Source organism: Actinoplanes sp. CA-030573 (genome assembly GCF_050951115.1).
Taxonomy (GTDB): domain Bacteria; phylum Actinomycetota; class Actinomycetes; order Mycobacteriales; family Micromonosporaceae; genus Actinoplanes.
This window is the reverse complement of record NZ_CP192038.1, coordinates 5,281,526-5,299,181: the sequence shown is the minus strand read 5'-3', so window position 1 is coordinate 5,299,181 and position 17,656 is coordinate 5,281,526. Positions and strand designations below refer to the sequence as shown.

Annotated in this window: 14 protein-coding genes; 8 read left to right on the top strand and 6 right to left on the bottom strand. The window is 72.7% G+C overall.

Going from position 1 to position 17,656, the window contains the following annotated elements; genetic code table 11:
• Positions 1-42: 42 nt before the first annotated feature.
• On the top strand, positions 43-1,626 hold the full coding sequence (locus tag ACQP2F_RS24615) for a methyl-accepting chemotaxis protein (protein ID WP_433291099.1): 1,584 nt from the start codon (positions 43-45) through the stop codon (positions 1,624-1,626).
• A gap of 50 nt (positions 1,627-1,676) precedes the next feature.
• Here ACQP2F_RS24615 and ACQP2F_RS24610 read toward each other — a convergent pair whose 3' ends face one another.
• Positions 1,677-3,197 carry a methyl-accepting chemotaxis protein gene (locus ACQP2F_RS24610; protein WP_433291097.1) on the bottom strand — a complete coding sequence of 507 codons (1,521 nt, stop codon included), beginning with the start codon at positions 3,195-3,197 and terminating at the stop codon, positions 1,677-1,679.
• 112 nt (positions 3,198-3,309) lie between these two features.
• Between ACQP2F_RS24610 and ACQP2F_RS24605 the strand changes: the two genes are divergently transcribed.
• The 3 genes from ACQP2F_RS24605 to ACQP2F_RS24595 are packed head-to-tail and all read left to right on the top strand — an operon-like array spanning position 3,310 to position 6,786.
• Complete coding sequence (locus ACQP2F_RS24605; RefSeq protein ID WP_433291095.1) at positions 3,310-5,199, top strand: propionyl-CoA synthetase; 1,890 nt, start codon at positions 3,310-3,312, stop codon at positions 5,197-5,199.
• 17 nt (positions 5,200-5,216) lie between these two features.
• Complete coding sequence (locus ACQP2F_RS24600; RefSeq protein WP_433291093.1) at positions 5,217-5,951, top strand: PASTA domain-containing protein; 735 nt, start codon at positions 5,217-5,219, stop codon at positions 5,949-5,951.
• Between the two features lie 43 nt (positions 5,952-5,994).
• Positions 5,995-6,786, top strand: a complete 792-nt coding sequence (locus tag ACQP2F_RS24595; protein WP_433291091.1) for a phosphotransferase — start codon at positions 5,995-5,997, stop codon at positions 6,784-6,786.
• Positions 6,787-6,851: 65 nt separating this feature from the next.
• On the opposite strand, the gene ACQP2F_RS24590 is transcribed toward ACQP2F_RS24595, so the two are convergent.
• Together ACQP2F_RS24590 and ACQP2F_RS24585 are read right to left on the bottom strand one after the other, a co-directional pair.
• The gene (locus ACQP2F_RS24590) at positions 6,852-7,400 is read right to left on the bottom strand and encodes an AAA family ATPase (RefSeq protein WP_433291089.1); all 549 of its coding nucleotides are present in this window, start codon (positions 7,398-7,400) and stop codon (positions 6,852-6,854) included.
• 173 nt (positions 7,401-7,573) lie between these two features.
• A complete protein-coding gene (locus ACQP2F_RS24585) occupies positions 7,574-7,738 on the bottom strand; it encodes a hypothetical protein (RefSeq protein WP_433291087.1) in 165 nt (54 codons plus the stop codon).
• Positions 7,739-7,812: 74 nt separating this feature from the next.
• On the opposite strand from ACQP2F_RS24585, the gene ACQP2F_RS24580 reads away from it, so the two are divergent.
• From ACQP2F_RS24580 to ACQP2F_RS24570, 3 genes are read left to right on the top strand one after another with little or no spacing between them, the layout of a single operon-like run.
• Positions 7,813-7,938 (top strand): hypothetical protein, encoded by a 126-nt coding sequence (locus tag ACQP2F_RS24580; RefSeq protein ID WP_433291085.1) that lies wholly within the window; start codon positions 7,813-7,815, stop codon positions 7,936-7,938.
• 14 nt (positions 7,939-7,952) lie between these two features.
• Entirely contained in the window at positions 7,953-8,996 is a 1,044-nt protein-coding gene (locus ACQP2F_RS24575) for a DNA polymerase IV (RefSeq protein WP_433291083.1), read from the top strand.
• Positions 8,993-10,960: a hypothetical protein gene (locus ACQP2F_RS24570; RefSeq protein ID WP_433291081.1), complete on the top strand. Its 1,968-nt coding sequence runs from the start codon at positions 8,993-8,995 to the stop codon at positions 10,958-10,960. The genes ACQP2F_RS24575 and ACQP2F_RS24570 overlap by 4 nt, the downstream gene beginning before the upstream one ends.
• 161 nt (positions 10,961-11,121) lie before the next feature.
• Here ACQP2F_RS24570 and ACQP2F_RS24565 read toward each other — a convergent pair whose 3' ends face one another.
• From ACQP2F_RS24565 to ACQP2F_RS24555, 3 genes are read right to left on the bottom strand one after another with little or no spacing between them, the layout of a single operon-like run.
• On the bottom strand, positions 11,122-12,486 hold the full coding sequence (locus tag ACQP2F_RS24565) for a transaminase (protein ID WP_433291079.1): 1,365 nt from the start codon (positions 12,484-12,486) through the stop codon (positions 11,122-11,124).
• 39 nt (positions 12,487-12,525) lie between these two features.
• The gene (locus tag ACQP2F_RS24560) at positions 12,526-13,554 is read right to left on the bottom strand and encodes a nucleoside hydrolase (protein ID WP_433291077.1); all 1,029 of its coding nucleotides are present in this window, start codon (positions 13,552-13,554) and stop codon (positions 12,526-12,528) included.
• Positions 13,488-15,125: a sulfatase gene (locus ACQP2F_RS24555; protein ID WP_433291075.1), complete on the bottom strand. Its 1,638-nt coding sequence runs from the start codon at positions 15,123-15,125 to the stop codon at positions 13,488-13,490. Before ACQP2F_RS24555 ends, ACQP2F_RS24560 begins: the two co-directional genes overlap by 67 nt.
• Positions 15,126-15,259: 134 nt before the next feature.
• Between ACQP2F_RS24555 and ACQP2F_RS24550 the strand changes: the two genes are divergently transcribed.
• Entirely contained in the window at positions 15,260-17,620 is a 2,361-nt protein-coding gene (locus tag ACQP2F_RS24550) for a phosphoketolase family protein (RefSeq protein ID WP_433291073.1), read from the top strand.
• The last annotated feature ends 36 nt before the right edge of the window (positions 17,621-17,656 follow it).

The following is a 17,656-nucleotide window of genomic DNA, read 5'->3' as shown; positions in this document are numbered from 1 at the left end:
TGCCGATCTTTCCTGTGCGAGATGCGACAGAGAGGCGCGGGCATGGGACTGGCGAAAGCGTTCGACAACCGGTCGCTCCGGACGAAGATAGGCACGGCGGTGCTGACCGCCACGGTCAGCGGCCTCATCGTGGGCGGCGTCGCGATCGTGACGCTGCGCGGGCAGAACGCCGACGCGGCGGCGGCCCAGCGCAAGACGATCGCGCTCGAGTCGGCGGCCGGGTCGTTCGCGAAGAACGTCGAGGCGTACGGCGGCAGCGTCTCGGCCCTGCAGCTCTACCCGAGCATCGCCGACCAGATCAAGCAGGGGCTGCAGGCGTCCCAGGCGGCGATCGACGACTCGCTGGCCAGCCTCGAGCGGGATCTGGCCGGTGACCCGGCCGGCGCCGCGGCGGTCGCCAAGGCGAAGACCGACTGGCAGGCCTACCTGGACTTCAACAACACAGATCACTCCAAGGTGACCAGCAAGGCGGACTTCGACAAGCTCGTTCAGCAGTACAACCAGGTCTACGGCGCCGTCGTGGCCGACGAGAGCGTGCTCCAGGAGCGGGCGGAGGCGCTGTCGAACGCGAGCATCTCCGCCGCCGAGCACAACACCCGCAACGCGACCTGGGTCGTGACCGGGCTGCTGGCGCTGGGCGTCCTGCTCAGCCTGCTGATCGGCTTCCGGGTGGCGGGCCGGGTGCGCGGCGCCGTCCGCAACGTCTCGCACCTGGCCGAGGGCCTGGCCGAGGGCGACCTGACCCGCACCTCGGGGATCGACATCGAGGACGAGGTCGGCCGGATGGCGGCGGCCCTGGACAAGGGCATCACCCGGTTGCGGGAGGACCTGGTGCAGCTGGCCGGCAACGCCAGCACGCTGAACTCGGCCGCCGGCCAGCTCACCGCCGTCTCGGGCGAGGTCGACGCGGCCGCCTCCGAGGCCTCGGCCCAGGCCGGCTCGGTCGCCGCGGCCGCCGACGTGGTCTCCAACAACCTGCAGGTGGTCAGCGCCGGCTCGGAGGAGATGGGCTCGGCGATCCGGGACATCAGCGTCTCGACGACCGAGGCGTCCGAGGTCGCGGTGCAGGCGGTCGAGGTGGCGTCGCAGACCAACGCGATCGTGGCCCGGCTCGGCGAGTCGTCCAGCGAGATCGCCTCGGTGGTCAAGACGATCACCGCGATCGCCGAGCAGACCAACCTGCTGGCGCTGAACGCCACCATCGAGGCGGCCCGGGCCGGCGAGTCGGGCAAGGGCTTCGCGGTCGTCGCCGGCGAGGTCAAGGACCTGGCCCAGGAGACGGCCAAGGCCACCGAGGACATCTCCCGGCGGGTCACGGCGATCCAGGCCGACACCGACGGCGCGGTCAGCGCGATCGGCGAGATCTCGGCGATCATCGAGCGGATCAACGGCATCCAGCTGGCCATCGCCTCGGCGGTGGAGGAGCAGACCGCTACCACCCAGGAGATGAACCGGACGCTGTCGGAGGCGGCGGCCGGCGCCGGCAACATCGCCCAGACGATCGGCACCGTCTCGGACGCGACCCGGCGCACGTCGGGGGCGGTCGGCGAGACCCGCCAGGCGGCGGACGAGCTGGCGATCACCGCGGGCCAGCTGCAGACGCTGGTCTCCCGCTTCCGGTACTGAGGTTTTCCGGAGAAGGCCGCCGCGACCGCGGCGGCCTTCTCCACGCCCGGCTAGCGCTCGAAGGCGTGGGCCATCGTGGCCTGCTCCTCGAGCACCTCGCCGATCCGGGCCTGTACGGCGTCCATCTGCCCGATGGTCTCGCTGGTGGTCCGGATCCCGGCCGCCACCGACTCGGCGCTCGCCTGGAGCGCGGCGATCTGCTCGCTGACCCGCTTGGTCGCCTCGGCGGTCTCCCGGGCCAGCTCCTTGACCTCGCCGGCGACGACCGCGAAGCCCTTGCCGATCTCGCCGGCCCGGGCCGCCTCGATCGTCGCGTTGAGCGCGAGCAGGTTGGTCTGGTCGGCGATCGACGTGATCACCTTGATGACGTCGCCGATCGAGTTGGACGCCTCGCCGAGCGCGCTCACGTCCCCGGTCATGTCCGACGCGCGGGCGACCGCCTCGTCGGCGACCCGGGAGGCGTCGCCGGTGGCCGAGCGCAGCCGGTCGACGGTGTCGAGCAGGGCCCGCGCGTTCTGGGCCGAGGTCTCGGCGTTGCGCACGATGTCCAGCCGCTGCGAGACCAGCTGCTGCACGTTGCGCAGCGCGGACGCCCGTGACTCGCTGAGCTCGATGAAGTCGGTCGTGAAGAAGTCCATGGTGCCGACGATCCGGTCGCCGCTGATGATCGGGAAGCAGACGCCCGAGCGCACCCCGGCGCGGGTCGCGGCCGGCGCCCGTACGCAGTCGGTCAGGTCGCCGATGTTGCGCACGAAGACCAGGTCGCGCTGCCGCCAGGCGCGCCCGGAGAGCCCGACCCCCTCGGCGAAGGTGGCGGCCAGCGTCACCTTGCGGAACTCGTCGCCGGCCGAGCCCGACTCGACCTGGAACTTGAGGACGTTCTCCTCGTCGTCGATCTGCCAGTAGGAGCCGTAGGCCCAGCCGAAGGCGGTGCGGACGGCGTCGAGCGCCGATCGGATCGCCACCGACGAGTCGCTGGTGTGCCCGAGCGCGCTGACCACGTTGGTCACCGCCAGCCGGTCGTCGGCGAGCAGCCGCGTCACGAACGCGCCGAGGGCACCCTGCCGGGCCTGCTCGGCCACCCGCATGATCGCGCCCCACTTGCCGATCAGGGCGCTGTCCACGGCGACCCCGGTGCGGCCGTACATCTCCAGCACCGCCGTCACCCGCCCGTGCGCGATGACCGGCAGGGCGAACGCGGCCCGCGCCCCGGCCCGGAACGCGGCGGCCGCGCGGGCGTCGGCGTCACGCTGGTCGTCGGCGGCGTAGGCCACCTGCCGCGCCCGGATGGCCTGGTCGACCAGGCCGGCCTGGCCCGCCGTGCCGGCGAGCGCGGCCTGGATACGTCCGACCTCGAACTCCAGACGCGGCTGGCCGGCCTCGATGCACCAGATGGCGCCGTACTCCATGTCGTAGAACTCGACGTAGGTGGACACCAGGATGCGCCAGGTGCTCGCCTCGTCGGTGGCGCCCTCGAGGTTGGCGACGAACTGCTCCAGCGCCTCGATGTCCCGAGGGGTGCGCGCCCGCGCCTCGGGCGTGACGGCGGCGCGATTCCCGAACAGACCCATACCGGCAGCGTACGGAGCGTAGCGAACATCAGGATCCGGTTCGGCGCAAACGCCCCGCCGTTCGGCGCAAGCCGACTGGACGCGGCCGGGTAAAGGGTGCTGACTGGCAACCATGGGCGAATACCAGCGGCAGTACGAGCGGAGCCTCGCCGATCCCGAGGGCTTCTGGCGGGACGCGGCCACCTTGATCGACTGGGTGACGCCGCCCGGCCGGATCCTCGACGACGACAATCCGCCGTTCTACCGCTGGTTCCCGGGCGCGGAGCTGAACACCTGCTTCAACGCGCTCGACCGGCACGTGGAGGAGGGGCTCGGGGAACAGCCGGCGCTGGTGCACGACAGCCCGGTCACCGGCGGGCTCCGGACGTACTCCTATCGGGATCTGCGCGACGAAGTCGCCGTTTTCGCGGGGGCGCTGCGGCGGCTGGGCGTCGGCCAGGGCGACCGTGTGGTGATCTACATGGCGATGGTGCCGGAGACGGTGGTGGCGATGCTGGCCTGCGCCCGTCTCGGCGCCGTCCACTCGGTGGTGTTCGGCGGGTTCGGCGCCAGGGAGCTGGCGGCCCGGATCGACGACGCGCAACCGGTGGTCGTGGTGGCCGCGTCGTGCGGGGTCGAGGCCGGCCGGGTCGTGCCCTACCTGCCGATGCTGGACGCGGCGCTGGCGGCGGCGTCGCACCGGCCGCGTCACTGCGTGGTGCTCCAGCGCCCGCAGCACCCCGGCGAGCTGCGCGCCGGCCGCGACCTGAGCTGGACCGACGCGATCGAGGGTGCGTCACCGGCCGAGTGCGTGCCGGTGGCGGCGACCGATCCGCTCTACATCCTCTACACGTCGGGAACCACCGGGAAGCCGAAGGGCGTGGTGCGCGACAACGGCGGGCACGCGGTCGCCCTGCGCTGGTCGATGGAGGCGATCTTCGACACGGCGCCGGGGGAGGTCTTCTGGGCGGCGTCCGACGTCGGCTGGGTGGTGGGCCATTCCTACATCGTGTACGCGCCGCTGCTCACCGGCGCGACGACGGTGCTCTACGAGGGAAAGCCGGTCGGCACCCCGGACGCGGGCGCGTTCTGGCGGGTCGTCGCCGACCATCGGGTCACCACCATGTTCACGGCGCCCACCGCCATCCGGGCGGTGAAGAAGGAGGATCCGGCCGGTCTGCTGATGCGCGGGCGCGACCTGAGCTCGCTGCGCACGCTCTTCCTGGCCGGGGAGCGGCTCGATCCGCAGACGTACGCGTGGGCGGGCGAGCTCCTCGGCGTCCCGGTGATCGACAACTGGTGGCAGACCGAGACCGGCTGGCCGATCGTGGCCAGTCCCCGCGGCATCGAGACGCTGCCCACCCGCCCCGGCACGCCGTCGGTCCCGGTTCCCGGCTACCGCGTCCGGGTGGTGTCGCCCGCGGGCGAGGACATGCCGGCCGGGTCGGACGGGTCGATCGTCCTCGGGCTGCCGTTGCCGCCGGGCTGCCTGCCCACGCTCTGGGGCGACGACGAGCGGTTCGTACGGTCGTACCTGTCGGCGTTCCCCGGCAACTACCTGACCGGGGACGGCGGGCGGTTCGACGAGGACGGCTACCTGTACGTGATGGGCCGCACCGACGACGTCATCAACGTGGCCGGCCACCGCCTGTCCACCGGCGCCATGGAGGAGGTGCTGGCCGGGCATCCCGCGGTCGCCGAGTGCGCCGTGATCGGCGTGGCCGACCCGCTCAAGGGTCAGCTGCCGCGCGGCTTCGTGGTGCTCAAGTCCGGTGTGGACGCCGACCCGATCGGGCTCGAGGAGGAGCTGGTCGCGATGGTCCGCGCCCAGATCGGCCCGGTCGCGTCGCTGCGCCGCGTCGACGTGGTCGCGGCCCTGCCCAAGACCCGCTCCGGCAAGATCCTGCGGCGCACCATGCGGGGCATCGCCGACGGCCGGGACGAGCAGCCACCGTCCACGATCGACGATCCGGCCGTGCTCGACGCCCTGCGGCCGGTCCTGCTGGACCGCCGGACGAGCTAGCTCTACCCTTGCGCCGCATGGGCATCCGAGACTGGTTCTCCTCCTCGCGCCGCGGTCCCCGCAAGGCCGGTGACAAGATCCAGCGCGGGGTCCTGGCGATCGCCGTGGTCATGCTGCTCGGCATGATCACGGTGTCGATCTGCCTGACCGTCACCACCGGCAGCGGCGGCGCCGGCGTCACCGCGTTCGTGCTGTTCGTGGCGGCCGCCGCCGTCGGCGCGGTGCTGGGCTTCCTGTTCGGGCTGCCGCGGGCCCGGGTGGCCGAGAGCGCCGGCCCGTCCACCTTCTACCTGACCAACTCCAACCTGATCAAGGTCTCCGACTGGCTGACCACCATCGTCATCGGTCTCGGGCTGGTCAACCTGGGCAAGGTCGTGCCCGGCCTGCGGTCGCTGGCGCACGCGCTGCAGGAGCCGCTGGGCGGCGCCGCCTACTCGGGTGCGGCCGGTGTCTCGGTGCTCGTCGTCGGCGTGCTGGCCGGCTTCGTCCTCGACTACCTGTGGACCAGCATCCGGGTGCGGGAGCTGCTGGAGGAGGCCGAGCGGCAGAACCAGCAGACCGTTCCCGAGCTGCGCAACCAGACGCTGGGCGAGGCCCGGGCCACGGCGAGCCGCAACAACGTCACCCTGCTGGTCCCGGAGGACGCCCCCGACTCCTCGCTGGTGACCCGGCAGGCGGTCGCCCCCGGCACGACCGTCCCGTCCGGCACGACGGTCGCCGTGAGCACGGTCGACCCGCCCGGTCGTCCCTGAAATTCGCTCGCGGCCGGCGGCCCGGTCGCGGTAGAACGGCCCGATGACCGAGGAACGGCTGCCCGGCGGCCGCAGCTTCGGGGCCGTGCTCGCCGGTGGCGAGGTCCGCCGGCCGGCCCAGCCCTGGACGGCGACCGTCCACACGGTGCTGCGGCACCTGGCGGACGCCGGCTTCGACGGCGCGCCACGGGCCCGCGGCTTCGACGAGCAGGGCCGCGAGCGGCTGACGTTCCTGCCCGGCGAGACGCTGGGCGGCAGCGCGGGCCCGGCGTGGCCGCCCTGGCTGCGCTCCGACGACGCGCTCCGGCAGGTGGGCGCCTGGCTGCGGCGGCTGCACGACACGACCGCGTCCTACCGGCCGCCCGCCGACGCCGTCTGGTTCACCGGCCGGCCCTGGCAGCCCGGCCTGGTGATCGCCCACCTGGACGCGGCGCCGTGGAACGCCGTCTGGTCCGGCGACACCCTCGCCGGCTTCGTCGACTGGGACACGGCGGGCCCGTCCGAGCCCGAGGGCGACCTGGCGTTCTCGGCGCTGACCTGGGCGCCGCTGCTGACCGCGTCGATCGCCGGGCCGGCCGGCTTCACCGACCCGGCCGGCCCGCGCCGGCGTTTCCACCTGCTGCTCGACGCCTACGGCTATCGCGGCGACCGGCGCGCGATCCGCGCCGCCGTGCTCGGCCGCGTCGAGCGCAACGTGGCGGTGATCCGGGAGCTGGCCGCGACCGGCGAGCCGGTCTTCCAGCGCATGCTCCCATGGGCCGCCGACCTGGAACGCTCGGGCGCCGAGGTCGCCCGGCTGCCCGACGACTTCTGGGTCACGCCCGCGGCGGCGTGACGACCCGCTCGGCCGCGATGGGTCACGGCCGCGGCGGTGTGACCGGCCGGCTCGGCCGCGATGGGTCACGGCCGCGGCTGCGTGACGGCCCGCTCGACCAGCGCCACCCGGGCCGGGAGGGGTGCGGGCGGAATTCTGACAAGGGTGAAGCCGAGCTCGAGGTAGGTCGCCTCGTGAAGGGCCTCGAACGCCAGCGAGTCCTCGAAGGTGATGCGCCGGGCGGCGGTCGGCTCGACGAAGCCCAGGTTATCGACGAAGAGGACCGACCGGTCGTAGATCTGCCCGGCGACCACCCGATCGACCTCCTCCCGCACGGCCCGGGACGGCTCGCGGCCCAGGTGCCGGCTCAGCGCGAGGGTGCAGACGGGCGAGCGGTCGAAGAACACGGCGCCTCGGTGGCAGGCGTCGGCGGCCAGCTGCCGCCGCCGCTGGAGGCGCACGATCCGGTCGGCGAAGCCGGGATCCCGCCAGGGCTCCGGATGGTCGAGCGCGTGCTGCAGGGCGATCACGTCGGTGGCGGCCTCCTCCACCACCGGGTGGCCGTCCAGCTCCAGCCGGCGCAGGATCGCGGTCTTCCCGGAGCCGGGCGCACCGGTCAGGATGTAGTGCGGCATCCATCCAGGATGCAGCGGGCGTTGCTGCCGGCGGCCCTGGTCGTGGCCACCGGCGTGGCGCGCGACTTCGATCTCGGCATCAGCGGGCCGCCGATCTCGGTGTGCATGCCGTTCGTGGCCAACGGCCTGGTCGAGCTGTGCAGCGGGCTGGCGTCGGCGGCGATCCTGTTCGGCTACCGGTGGTGGGCGGCGCCGGTGCTGGTCGCCTGCTGGCTGGCCACCCACCGGCTGCTGCGGGAGAGCACGATCTGGCGGAACTGGCGCAACGACGAGATGGTCGCGCTGCAGCGGCGGGCCGAGTACGCGTACCGGATGGCCGTGGAATCGCCGGCGGCCAAGGAGGTCCGGCTGGCCGGCTGGGTGGTGGACCGGTTCGCCTGCCTGGGGCGGGCCCCCGGTGTGGCTGCACGGGATGGCCGACCTGATCGTGGTCATTCAGGGCAACCGGATCGCCGAGGTCGGCAGCCACGACGAGCTGATGGCGCTGGGCGGCGTCTACGCCGGCCTCTACACCCTCCAGGCCGAGGCCTACCGCTGAGTTAGCGTGAACCGGTGACCGGCACCTGGCTGCTGCACGTCGACCTCGACCAGTTCTTCGCCTCGGTCGAGGTGCTGCGCCGCCCCGAGCTGCGGGGCCGGCCGGTGATCGTCGGCGGTTCGGGCGACCCGGCCCGGCCGCGCACCGTGGTGGCGACGGCTTCCCGCGAGGCCCGCGCGTTCGGCGTGCACTCCGGGATGCCGATGCGCCTGGCCGCCCGCCGATGCCCGGATGCGGTCTTCCTGCCGACCGACATGCCGGCCTACCGGGAGGCGTCGGCCCGGGTGATGGCCACCCTGCGCGATTTCCCGGTACGCGTGGAGGTCTGGGGCCTCGACGAGGCCTTCCTCGGTGGGGAGATCGCCGACCCGGCCGCGCTGGCCGGGGAGCTGACCGCGGCCCTCCTCGAGCGGACGGGGCTGACCTGCGCGATCGGGATCGGGCGCAACAAGAACCAGGCCAAGATCGCCGCGCGGTTCGCCAAGCGCGACCCGTCCGGCGTCGCGACCCTGACCGACGAGTCGTGGATGCCGGTGATGGGCGGCCACCCGGTCGGTGATCTGTGGGGCGTCGGCCCGAAGACGGTGCGCAAACTCGAGGAGCTCGGCCTCCGGACGGTCGCGGAGCTGGCCGCCGCCGACGCCGGCACGCTGGCCGCCCGCTTCCCGCCGCGCGCCGCCGCCTGGCTGATCGACATCGCCCGTGGCGGCGGCGACACCGAGCTGGCGACCGAGCCGTGGGTGGCCCGCTCGCGCAGCAAGGAGGTCACCTACGACCACGACCTGACCGACCGCGCCGCCATCGAGGAGCGGGTCGCCGCCCTGGCCCGCGCGCTGACCGCCGAGGTGGTGGCCGAGGGCCGCCGCGTGATCCGGGTCGGCGTGAAGGTCCGCTCGTCGTCCTTCTACACCCGCACCCGCGAGGCGAAGCTGCGCGCGGGCCCGACGACCGACCCGGAGGTCGTCGCCGGCACGGCCCGCACGGTGCTGGGCAAGTTCGAGCTGGACCGCCCGGTGCGGCTGCTCGGCGTACGGGCGGATCTGGAGCTCGAGGAATGACCGAGCACGCCGAGCTCTTGACCGGGATGCTGGACGACCTGCTGGAGCGGGACGCCGAGATCGCCGCGATCGTGCGCGCCGCCGGGGAGTCCGAGATCGGAGCCGCCGAACTGCGCGAGGCGGCGATCCGGCGCTTCGGCGAGGCGCTGACCGCGTGCGCGCCCGAGGAGCGGACGTTCGCCGAGCTCCGGGCCGAGGCCGACGCCGATCGGCGAGCGATCGAGCACTTCGGCGGCCTCCGCATCCTTGTGCTGCCACGACAGCGCCGGCGTTGGGCCCGCCATCAAGAGCTTGTCGCGCGGCGGGACGGCGCCGAGAAGGCGTGGCACGAGGCGCTGCGCGAGCGAGGCCTCAAGCCGCTGCTGCGGGACGAGGTCAACGCGCGGCTGCCGCGCTACCGGTCCGTGCTCGACGTGCTGCGGGTCGAGGGCCTGGCCGAGATCCGCAACCCGCTGCACGTGGTGGAGTCGACGGCGCCCGGCCAGGTCGAGCGGCAGATGAGCCTGATGCCCGGCGGCAGCATCGGCGTCTCGGGCTCCCGCGGTGTCGGGAAGACCACGCTGCTGGAACACTTCTGCGACCCCGCCTTCGCCCCGCGCGACGAGGAGCACGACACCACCGTGCGGGTGCTGTTGCCGGCGCCGGTGCGCTACGAAGCACGCGAGTTCGTGCTGCATCTGTTCGCCAGGGTCTGCTATGCGGTGCTGGGCCCGGCCGAACGGCTCGGCCTGCGCGACGAGCTCGACGGCACCAGGTCCGAGCGGCGTTCGGTCCGCCTGATGGCGATGCTGCTCGTGGCCGGGATCGCCGGCCTGGCGCTCGGCGCGTACCTCGTGATCGCGTCCGTGGCGGGCGTGAAGGTCGACCCCGGGCTGTCGGCCGGGGTCCTGCTTCTCCTCGGCTCCGTCTTCGCCGTCGTGATGGGCTCCGAGCTGTTGCGGTCGCGGGCCCCCGGAAATCCGCGCACGCCCGGTGACCCGCTCGCCGCCCAGGCCCGGGCCCTGCTGGTCGGGCTGGCCTACCAGCAGTCGGTCGCCGAGGGGTGGAACCGCGCCGTCAAGCTGCCGGCCGGAATCGAGCTCGGCGCCTCCTCGACGACGACCATGACCGAGCGGCCGATGAACTACCCGGAGATCGTCGCCCGGTTCCGCGAGTTCCTCGGCCAGGTGGCGGCCGGGCGCCGGGTCCACATCGGCATCGACGAGCTGGACAAGTTCGACTCGACCGACGACGCGCGGGCGTTCCTCAACGACATCAAGGGCATCCTCGCCGTCCGCGGCTGTTTCTTCCTGATCGCGGTCTCGCAGGACGCGATGAGCGCGTTCGAGCGGCGGGGACTGCCGCTGCGGGACGCGTTCGACTCGACCTTCGACACGGTCATCGACGTCCGGCCGCTGCTGTTCGCCGACTCCCGGCGTCTGCTGCGCCGGCGCGTGATCGGGCTGCCCGAGCAGTTCATGGCGCTCGTCCACGTGATGTGCGGCGGGCTGCCGCGGGACCTGATCCGGGTGGCGCGCGACCTGGTCGGCCTGTCCCGGGCCGAGGGCGACCACCGCCTGGACGCGATCGCGGACCAGCTCACCGCCCTCGAGGTGCGGCGCAAGCTGGCGGCCGCGCGCCTGGTCGCTCAGCGGGACGGGCCGCCGGCCGCGGCCGAGGCGCTGGCCCCGGACGAGACCCCGGGCGACTTCCGGGCGGCGGCGCACACCCTGCTGGCCGCGGCCTCCGACGGAGTGGCGGCCGAGGCGGCGGCCTATCTCTACTTCTGCGCGACCGTACGGGAGTACTTCGCCCGCCTCGCGCAGGCCGGCCGGGTCGACGGGGCCGCCATGGCCAAGGCCGCCCGCGACGCCGACCGGCTCGCCGAGTGCCGGCACTCGTTCGCGTCCGGGCAGCGATACGCCTGGTCCTTGATCTCCCGGTTCCGCGAGGCGAGCTACCTCGAACCCTGGAGCCCCGGCTAGGGCCTGTCCCGTGGATCACGCGGGGCTGCGGCGAGGCCCAGGCGGCGCCTGACGGCGTCCGCGAAACGCCCGAATCCAACACCGGGATGCGGCCGCTTCGCGGCCGACGCCAGCCACCACCTGGACCGCGCCTCGCACTCGCGTGATCCACGGGACAGACCCTAGAGCAGCTCCGCCAGCGCCGCGGCGAACACCTCGTGGTGGCGCTCGACGTCGGCCAGGGTGGTCGCCGGGGACATCAGGGCCATGTTGTGGAACGGGGTCAGCATGATGCCGCGGTTGGCCAGGTAGACGTGCAGGAAGTCCTCCAGCTCGGCGTCGGCGGTGGCGGCCGACTGCGTGCCGTTCAGCGGGGCCGGGTCGGCGAAGCGGTACTCGACGCGGGCGCCGAGCCGGCTCACCGACCACGGCAGGCCGTGCCCGCCGATGATCTTGCTGATGCCGTCGGCGAAGGCGGTCGCGGTGGCGATCATGCCGTCGAACGCGGACGGGGTGAGCACCGACGTCAGGGTGGCGCGGGTGGCGGCCATCGAGACCGGGTTACCGGCCAGGGTGCCGCCGACGCCGCCCATGTCGACCAGGTCGAGGTCGGTGCGCGAGAGCAGCGTGTCGGCGAGGGCGGCCGACAACCCGTACGCGCCGACCGGAATGCCGCCGCCGATCGCCTTGCCGATGGTCAGCACGTCCGGCTCCAGGTTCCAGGCCGCGGTCGCGCCGCCCGGCCCGGCCGAGAACGTGTGGGTCTCGTCGTTGATCAGGTACGTGCCGTGTCGCCGGGTCAGCTCGCGGACGCCGGCCAGGTACCCGGGCTGCGGCAGCACGATGCCGATGTTGGTCAGCGCCGGCTCCATCAGCACCGCCGCGACGTCGCCGTGGGCCAGCTCCCGCTCGAGCCCCTCCAGGTCGTTGAACTCGGCCACCCGGCTGGTGCGGGTCACCTCGGTCGGCGCGCCGACGTTGCCCTCGCGGCTCGCGCCCCGCCCGTCCGGGCCGACCACGATCAGCGACTCGTCCACCGAACCGTGGTAGCAGTAGCTGTTGACCAGGATCTTCGGCCGGCCGGAGACCGCGCGCAGCAGCCGGATCGCCCACCGGTTGGCGTCGGTCGCGGTCAGCGCGAAACTCCAGTAGGGCAGCCCGAAGCGCCGGGCCAGCTCGTCGCCGACGACGGCCGCGTCCTCGGTCGGCAGCATCGTGCTCGCGCCGCCGAGCGTGGCCAGCCGGTTGGTGACCGCCTCGACGACCGGCGCCGGCGAGTGCCCGGCCATCGCGCCGGTGTCGCCCAGGCAGAAGTCGGCGTACTCGTTGCCGTCGATGTCGGTGACCCGCGCGCCGCGGGCGGTGGCGACGTAGACCGGGAAGCCGCCGGCCGTCTTGTTCATCCACGTCATCGGCACCCGGCCGAAGAGGTGGCCGGCCCGGCCGTAGGCCTCGGCCGAGCGCGGGTGACGGTCGGCGAACAGGGCCCTCTCGCGGGCGGCGAGCGAGGCGAGACGGGAGCGATCAACTCCGGATTCCGTCGGCATGGCGCGACGCTACCAACGATCAGCACACCGCGGGAGGGGTCAGGCCACTGATTCCGCGTCGGCGAGAATCCGACGGAGAATGACCGGCCCGGCCGGGGAGTCAAGGGCGAGCACCACGCGTACGCGGGAGGCCGCCGTCTGGTCTTCCCGCACCCCGCCCTCGGCATCGACGCGCAGCGGCAGCTCCGGCGCGTCGGCCGGCGTCACCTCACCGACCGCGATCGCCGCCGCCAGCGGATCGTGCAGCGGGATCTCGCGGATCCCCGTGCGGGACTCGTAGGACGCGAAGTAGGCCGGGAGCATGGCGGCCAGCGTCTCGTGCAGCGGCGTGCCGCCCGCCCGCAGCGCCGCCCGGTCGTCCTCGGTCCACCGGTGCCGCATGGTCACGTCGAGCGGCACCAGCGTGACCGGCCACGGCGCGGCGAGCACCGTGGCCGCCGCCCGCGGATCGTTGCGGATGTTCGCCTCGGCCCGGGGCGTGATGTTGCCCGGCGCCCGCACCGCCCCGCCCATCACGGTCACGCTCGCGACCAGCCCCGGCAGCTCCGGCGACTCGCGCAGCGCCCGGGCGACGTTGGTGGCCGGGCCGGTGACCAGGACGTGCAGCTCGCCGGGGTGCTCGCGGGCGAGGTCGATCAGCAGCTGCCACGGTGCGCGGGGGTCGGCCGGGCCGCCCGCGGGAAGCGTCACGCCGCCGACGCCGTTGCTGCCGTGCACCGGTTCCGCGCCGCCACCCCGGCTTTCCCCGTCACCGCCGGTCTCCTCGCCGCCGGTCTCCTCGCCGCCGGTCTCCTCGCCGCCGGTCTCCTCGCCGCCCACGCAGACCGGAATGTCCGGCCGGCCGGCCAGGTGCAGCAAGCCGAGCGTATTGCGGCCGGCCTGACCCGCGGACGTGTTGCCGGCGGCCGTCCCGACGCCGGCGAGCGTCACCCGCGGGCAGGCCAGCAGGTAGGCGATCGCGAGCGCGTCGTCGATGCCGGTGTCGCAGTCCAGGTAGAGCCTCAGGATGCCGCCGCCTTCGTGCCGAACGCCGTGAAGAACCGGTCGCGGAACGCGTTCATCGGCCACTGCGGCGTGTCTCCCCGGGGACGCAACCCGTCGGCCCACCGCCAGTCGGTGATGCGCTCGATCACCGCTTTGTCCTTCGTCACGATCGAGATCGGGACGTCGTGGCTCGCGCCCGCGCCGGACGCGATCGGCGACGGCTGGTGGTCGCCGAGGAAGACCAGGACGAGCTTGTCGTCGCCGTACTTCAGCACCCAGTTCACCAGGGACGTCACCGAGTAGACGATGGATTTCCCATGCTCCGGGCGCACCTGCCTGGGGTCGGCCCACAGCGCCTTGGGCTGCTTGCCGTCGGCGACCATCGAGGCGTAGATCGAGCCGTCGCCGACCCGGTCCCAGTCGTCGAGGTAGGCCGGGATCGGCGCCCACGGGGTGTGGCTGGAGACCAGCGGCATCTCCACCATCAGCGGCTTGCGCGGCGTCTTCTTGTACTCGACGGTGTTGAGCTGCTTGAGCGTGTACTGGTCGGGCATCGGCGCCCAGCTGAACTTCGGGCCCTGGTAGCCGAGGTTCCGCGAGTCCCACACCTGGTCGTAGCCGTAGAACGCGCCCTCCGGCCAGGCCCGGGTCGCGCCCGGCATGACGCTGACCGTGCGGACGTCCTTGTTGTGGAAGGCGCGGGTCAGCGTGAGGCGGTTGCTGGAGACCAGGTTGCGGTAGCGCTGCTGGTTGTTGATCCAGAGGCCGGACTCGAACGTCGAGTGGGCCAGCCAGCTGCCGCCGCCGAAGGTCGGCGAGGTCAGCCAGCCGCTCCGGCTCTGGTAGCCGGCGCTGCCGAGCTGCCCGCCGAGGCGGTCGAGGACCGGGTCGACGACCGGCGCCAGGGTGGGGTGCTCGATCGCGCTGCGGCCGTAGCTCTCCACGAACGTGAAGATCACGTCCTTGCCCTCGAGCGCGGTGAGCATCTGGGCGGCGGGGACGGTGGCGAACGCGTCCTGCTTGACCTCCTTGGCGAACTCGGACTCGTCCTTCAGGCCCGCTTGCGCCTGGTGGGCGCGATCCCAGGCGTACGTGGCGGTGCTGCGCGCGGCGATCGGAATGCCGCCGGTGAACGAGACGCCGAGCGCGAAGGTGGCCGCCCACGCGACGGCGGTGCCGCCCGCGGCGTACAGGGCAGGCTTCGGATTGCCGGCCACCAGCTCGCCGATCCGCAGCACCGACCAGGTGGTCAGGGCCATCACCGCCCCGACCAGCAGGACGATCGCGGCGACCGCGCCGATCGCGGCGGCCTTGCCGTACGAGTCGACGACGAAGCTGTACGCGTCGTCGAACAGCACCCAGTCCAGGACCGGGTCGAACGGGCGGTTGAGCTCCGAGAAGAAGCCCATGTCCAGGCATTTCTCGACGACCAGCCAGCCGAGCAGCACGCCGAGCACGACGCCGGCGATCCGGCGCGGCCGCCTCGGGAGCAGCAACAGCGCGATCAGGAAGGCGCCCTCGACCGGGATGCGCACGAACCCGGCCGGGGTCAGCCGGTACAGCACGTTGGGGAAGATCAGGGCGGCGAAGACGACCAGGCCGGCCAGCGTCGTCAGCGACCGGGTGACGGCCGGGCTTTTCAGGTGGAGCTGCACGGGTAGTGACACGGATAGCGGGGCAGGGGAGTTCAAGTTATCCACAGGGTCGAAAGACCCTTACATGCCGGCTACCTCCCGGCATTAACTTCTAGGGGTCCCGCCCTCGTCCCGCCGCCGGAAGGAAGTCTGTTGTGAGCCTCGATGCCGCCCGCACGCTGGCCGAGCCCGACCAGGCCGACCTCGACCGTCTCGACGCCTGGTGGCGGGCGGCGAACTATCTGACCATCGGCCAGATCTACCTGCAGGCCAACCCGCTGCTGCGCGAGCCGCTGGCGGCCGCGCACATCAAGCCGCGGCTGCTCGGGCACTGGGGCACGAGCCCCGGGCTCTCCTTCATCTACGCCCACGTCTCCCGGCTGATCCGGCACACCGGGCAGGAGGCGATCTACCTGGCCGGTCCCGGCCACGGCGGCCCGGCCCTGGTCGCCGCCGGCTACCTGGAAGGCACCTACTCCGAGATCTACCCCGACGTCACTCAGGACGAGGCGGGGATGAACCGGTTGTTCCGCCAGTTCTCAAGCCCCGGCGGCATTCCCAGCCACGTGTCGGTGACCACGCCCGGCTCGATCCACGAGGGCGGCGAGCTGGGGTACGTGCTGGTCCACGCGTTCGGCGCGGTGATGGACAACCCCGGCCTGCTCGCGATCGCCGTGGTCGGCGACGGCGAGGCCGAGACCGGCCCGCTCGAGGGCTCGTGGAAGGGCGTCTCGTTCCTCAACCCGGCCCGCGACGGCGCGGTGCTGCCGATCCTGCACCTCAACGACGCGAAGATCTCCGGGCCGACCGTTCTGGGCCGCAAGGATCCGGTGCTGGTCCGTTCCCTCCTGGAGGGCCACGGCTACTGGGTGCTGGAAGTCTCCGGGGACGATCTGCCCGGCATGCACACCCGGTTCGCGGCGGCGCTGGCGTCGGCCTACCAGCGCATCTCCGACAAGAGGAACGGCCGGTCGGACGAGCCCTGGCCGATGATCATTCTGCGGTCGCCGAAGGGCTGGACCGGGCCGCACGAGGTCGACGGCGTCCCGGTCGAGGGCACCTGGCGCTCGCATCAGGTGCCGCTGTCCGGGGTGCGCGACAACCCCGGGCACCTGGCGATGCTGGAGAGCTGGCTCAAGTCGTACCGGCCGGAGGAGCTGTTCGACGACGCCGGCGCGCCGATCGGGCTGATCCGCGAGCAGGCGCCCGAGGGCGACCTGCGGATGAGCGCGAGCCCGCACGCGAACGGCGGCCTGGTCACCGAGGAGCTGGCGCTGCCCGACTTCCGCGACTACCAGATCGAGGTCAAGGCGCCGGGCACCGAGCGGGCCGAGTCGACCCGCAAGCTGGGTGAGCTGATGCGCGACATCTACCGGTCCAGCCCCGACCGGTTCCGGCTGTTCTGCCCGGACGAGACCAACAGCAACCGCCTCGGCGCCGTCTTCGAGGTGTCCGACCGCGCGTTCATGGAGACGGTCCGTCCCGAGGACGTGAAGCTCGGTCCCGAGGGACGGGTCATGGAGGTGCTCTCCGAGCACAACTGCCACGGCTGGCTCGAGGGCTACACGCTGACCGGGCGGCACGGGCTGTTCGCGACCTACGAGGCGTTCGCCATGGTCAGCGCCTCGCAGACGGTCCAGCACGGCAAGTGGCTGCAGGAGGCGAAACGGCTGCCGTGGCGGGCGCCGGTGCCGTCGCTGAACATCCTGCTGACCTCGACCGCCTGGCGCAACGACCACAACGGCTTCTCGCACCAGGGCCCCGGCCTCATCCAGGTGGTGCTCAACCAGCGCGGCGACGTGGCCCGCATCTACCTGCCGCCGGACGCGAACTGCCTGCTGTCGGTGGCCGACCACTGCTTCCGGTCGAAGTCGTACGTGAACCTGATCGTGCAGGACAAGCAGCCGCAGCTGCAGTACCTGACGATGGACGAGGCGATCGAGCACTGCGCCCGCGGCGCGAGCGTCTGGGGGTGGGCCGGCACCGACGACGGCACCACCGACCCCGACATCGTGCTGGCCTGCGCCGGCGACATCGTCACCATGGAGACGGTGGCGGCCGCCCAGATCCTGCGCGACCGGCTGCCCGCCTTCCGCACCCGGGTGGTCAACGTGGTCGACCTGATGACGCTGATCCGCCCCAAGGACCACCCGCACGGGATGAGCGGGACCCTGTTCACCGAGCTGTTCACCGACACGGTCGACGTCGTCTTCGCCTTCCACGGCTACCCCGGCGCGATCCACCAGCTGGTGCACGGCCGTCCCGACGCCGACCGGTTCCGGGTGCGGGGCTTCGTCGAGCAGGGCACGACCACCACGCCGTTCGACATGACGGTCCGCAACCGGGCGTCGCGCTACCACCTGGTCATCGACGCCATCAACAACGCCCGTCGCCTCCCGCGCGGCGCCGCCGACCTCAAGGCGTGGTGCGAGTCGCAGCTGGCGCGCCACGAGGAGTACGTGATCGAGCATCTCGAGGACATGCCGGAGGTGCGCGACTGGGTCCTGCCCTCATAGCCGTCATTTGTCAGATAGCCGTCGTTTGTTAGCTTG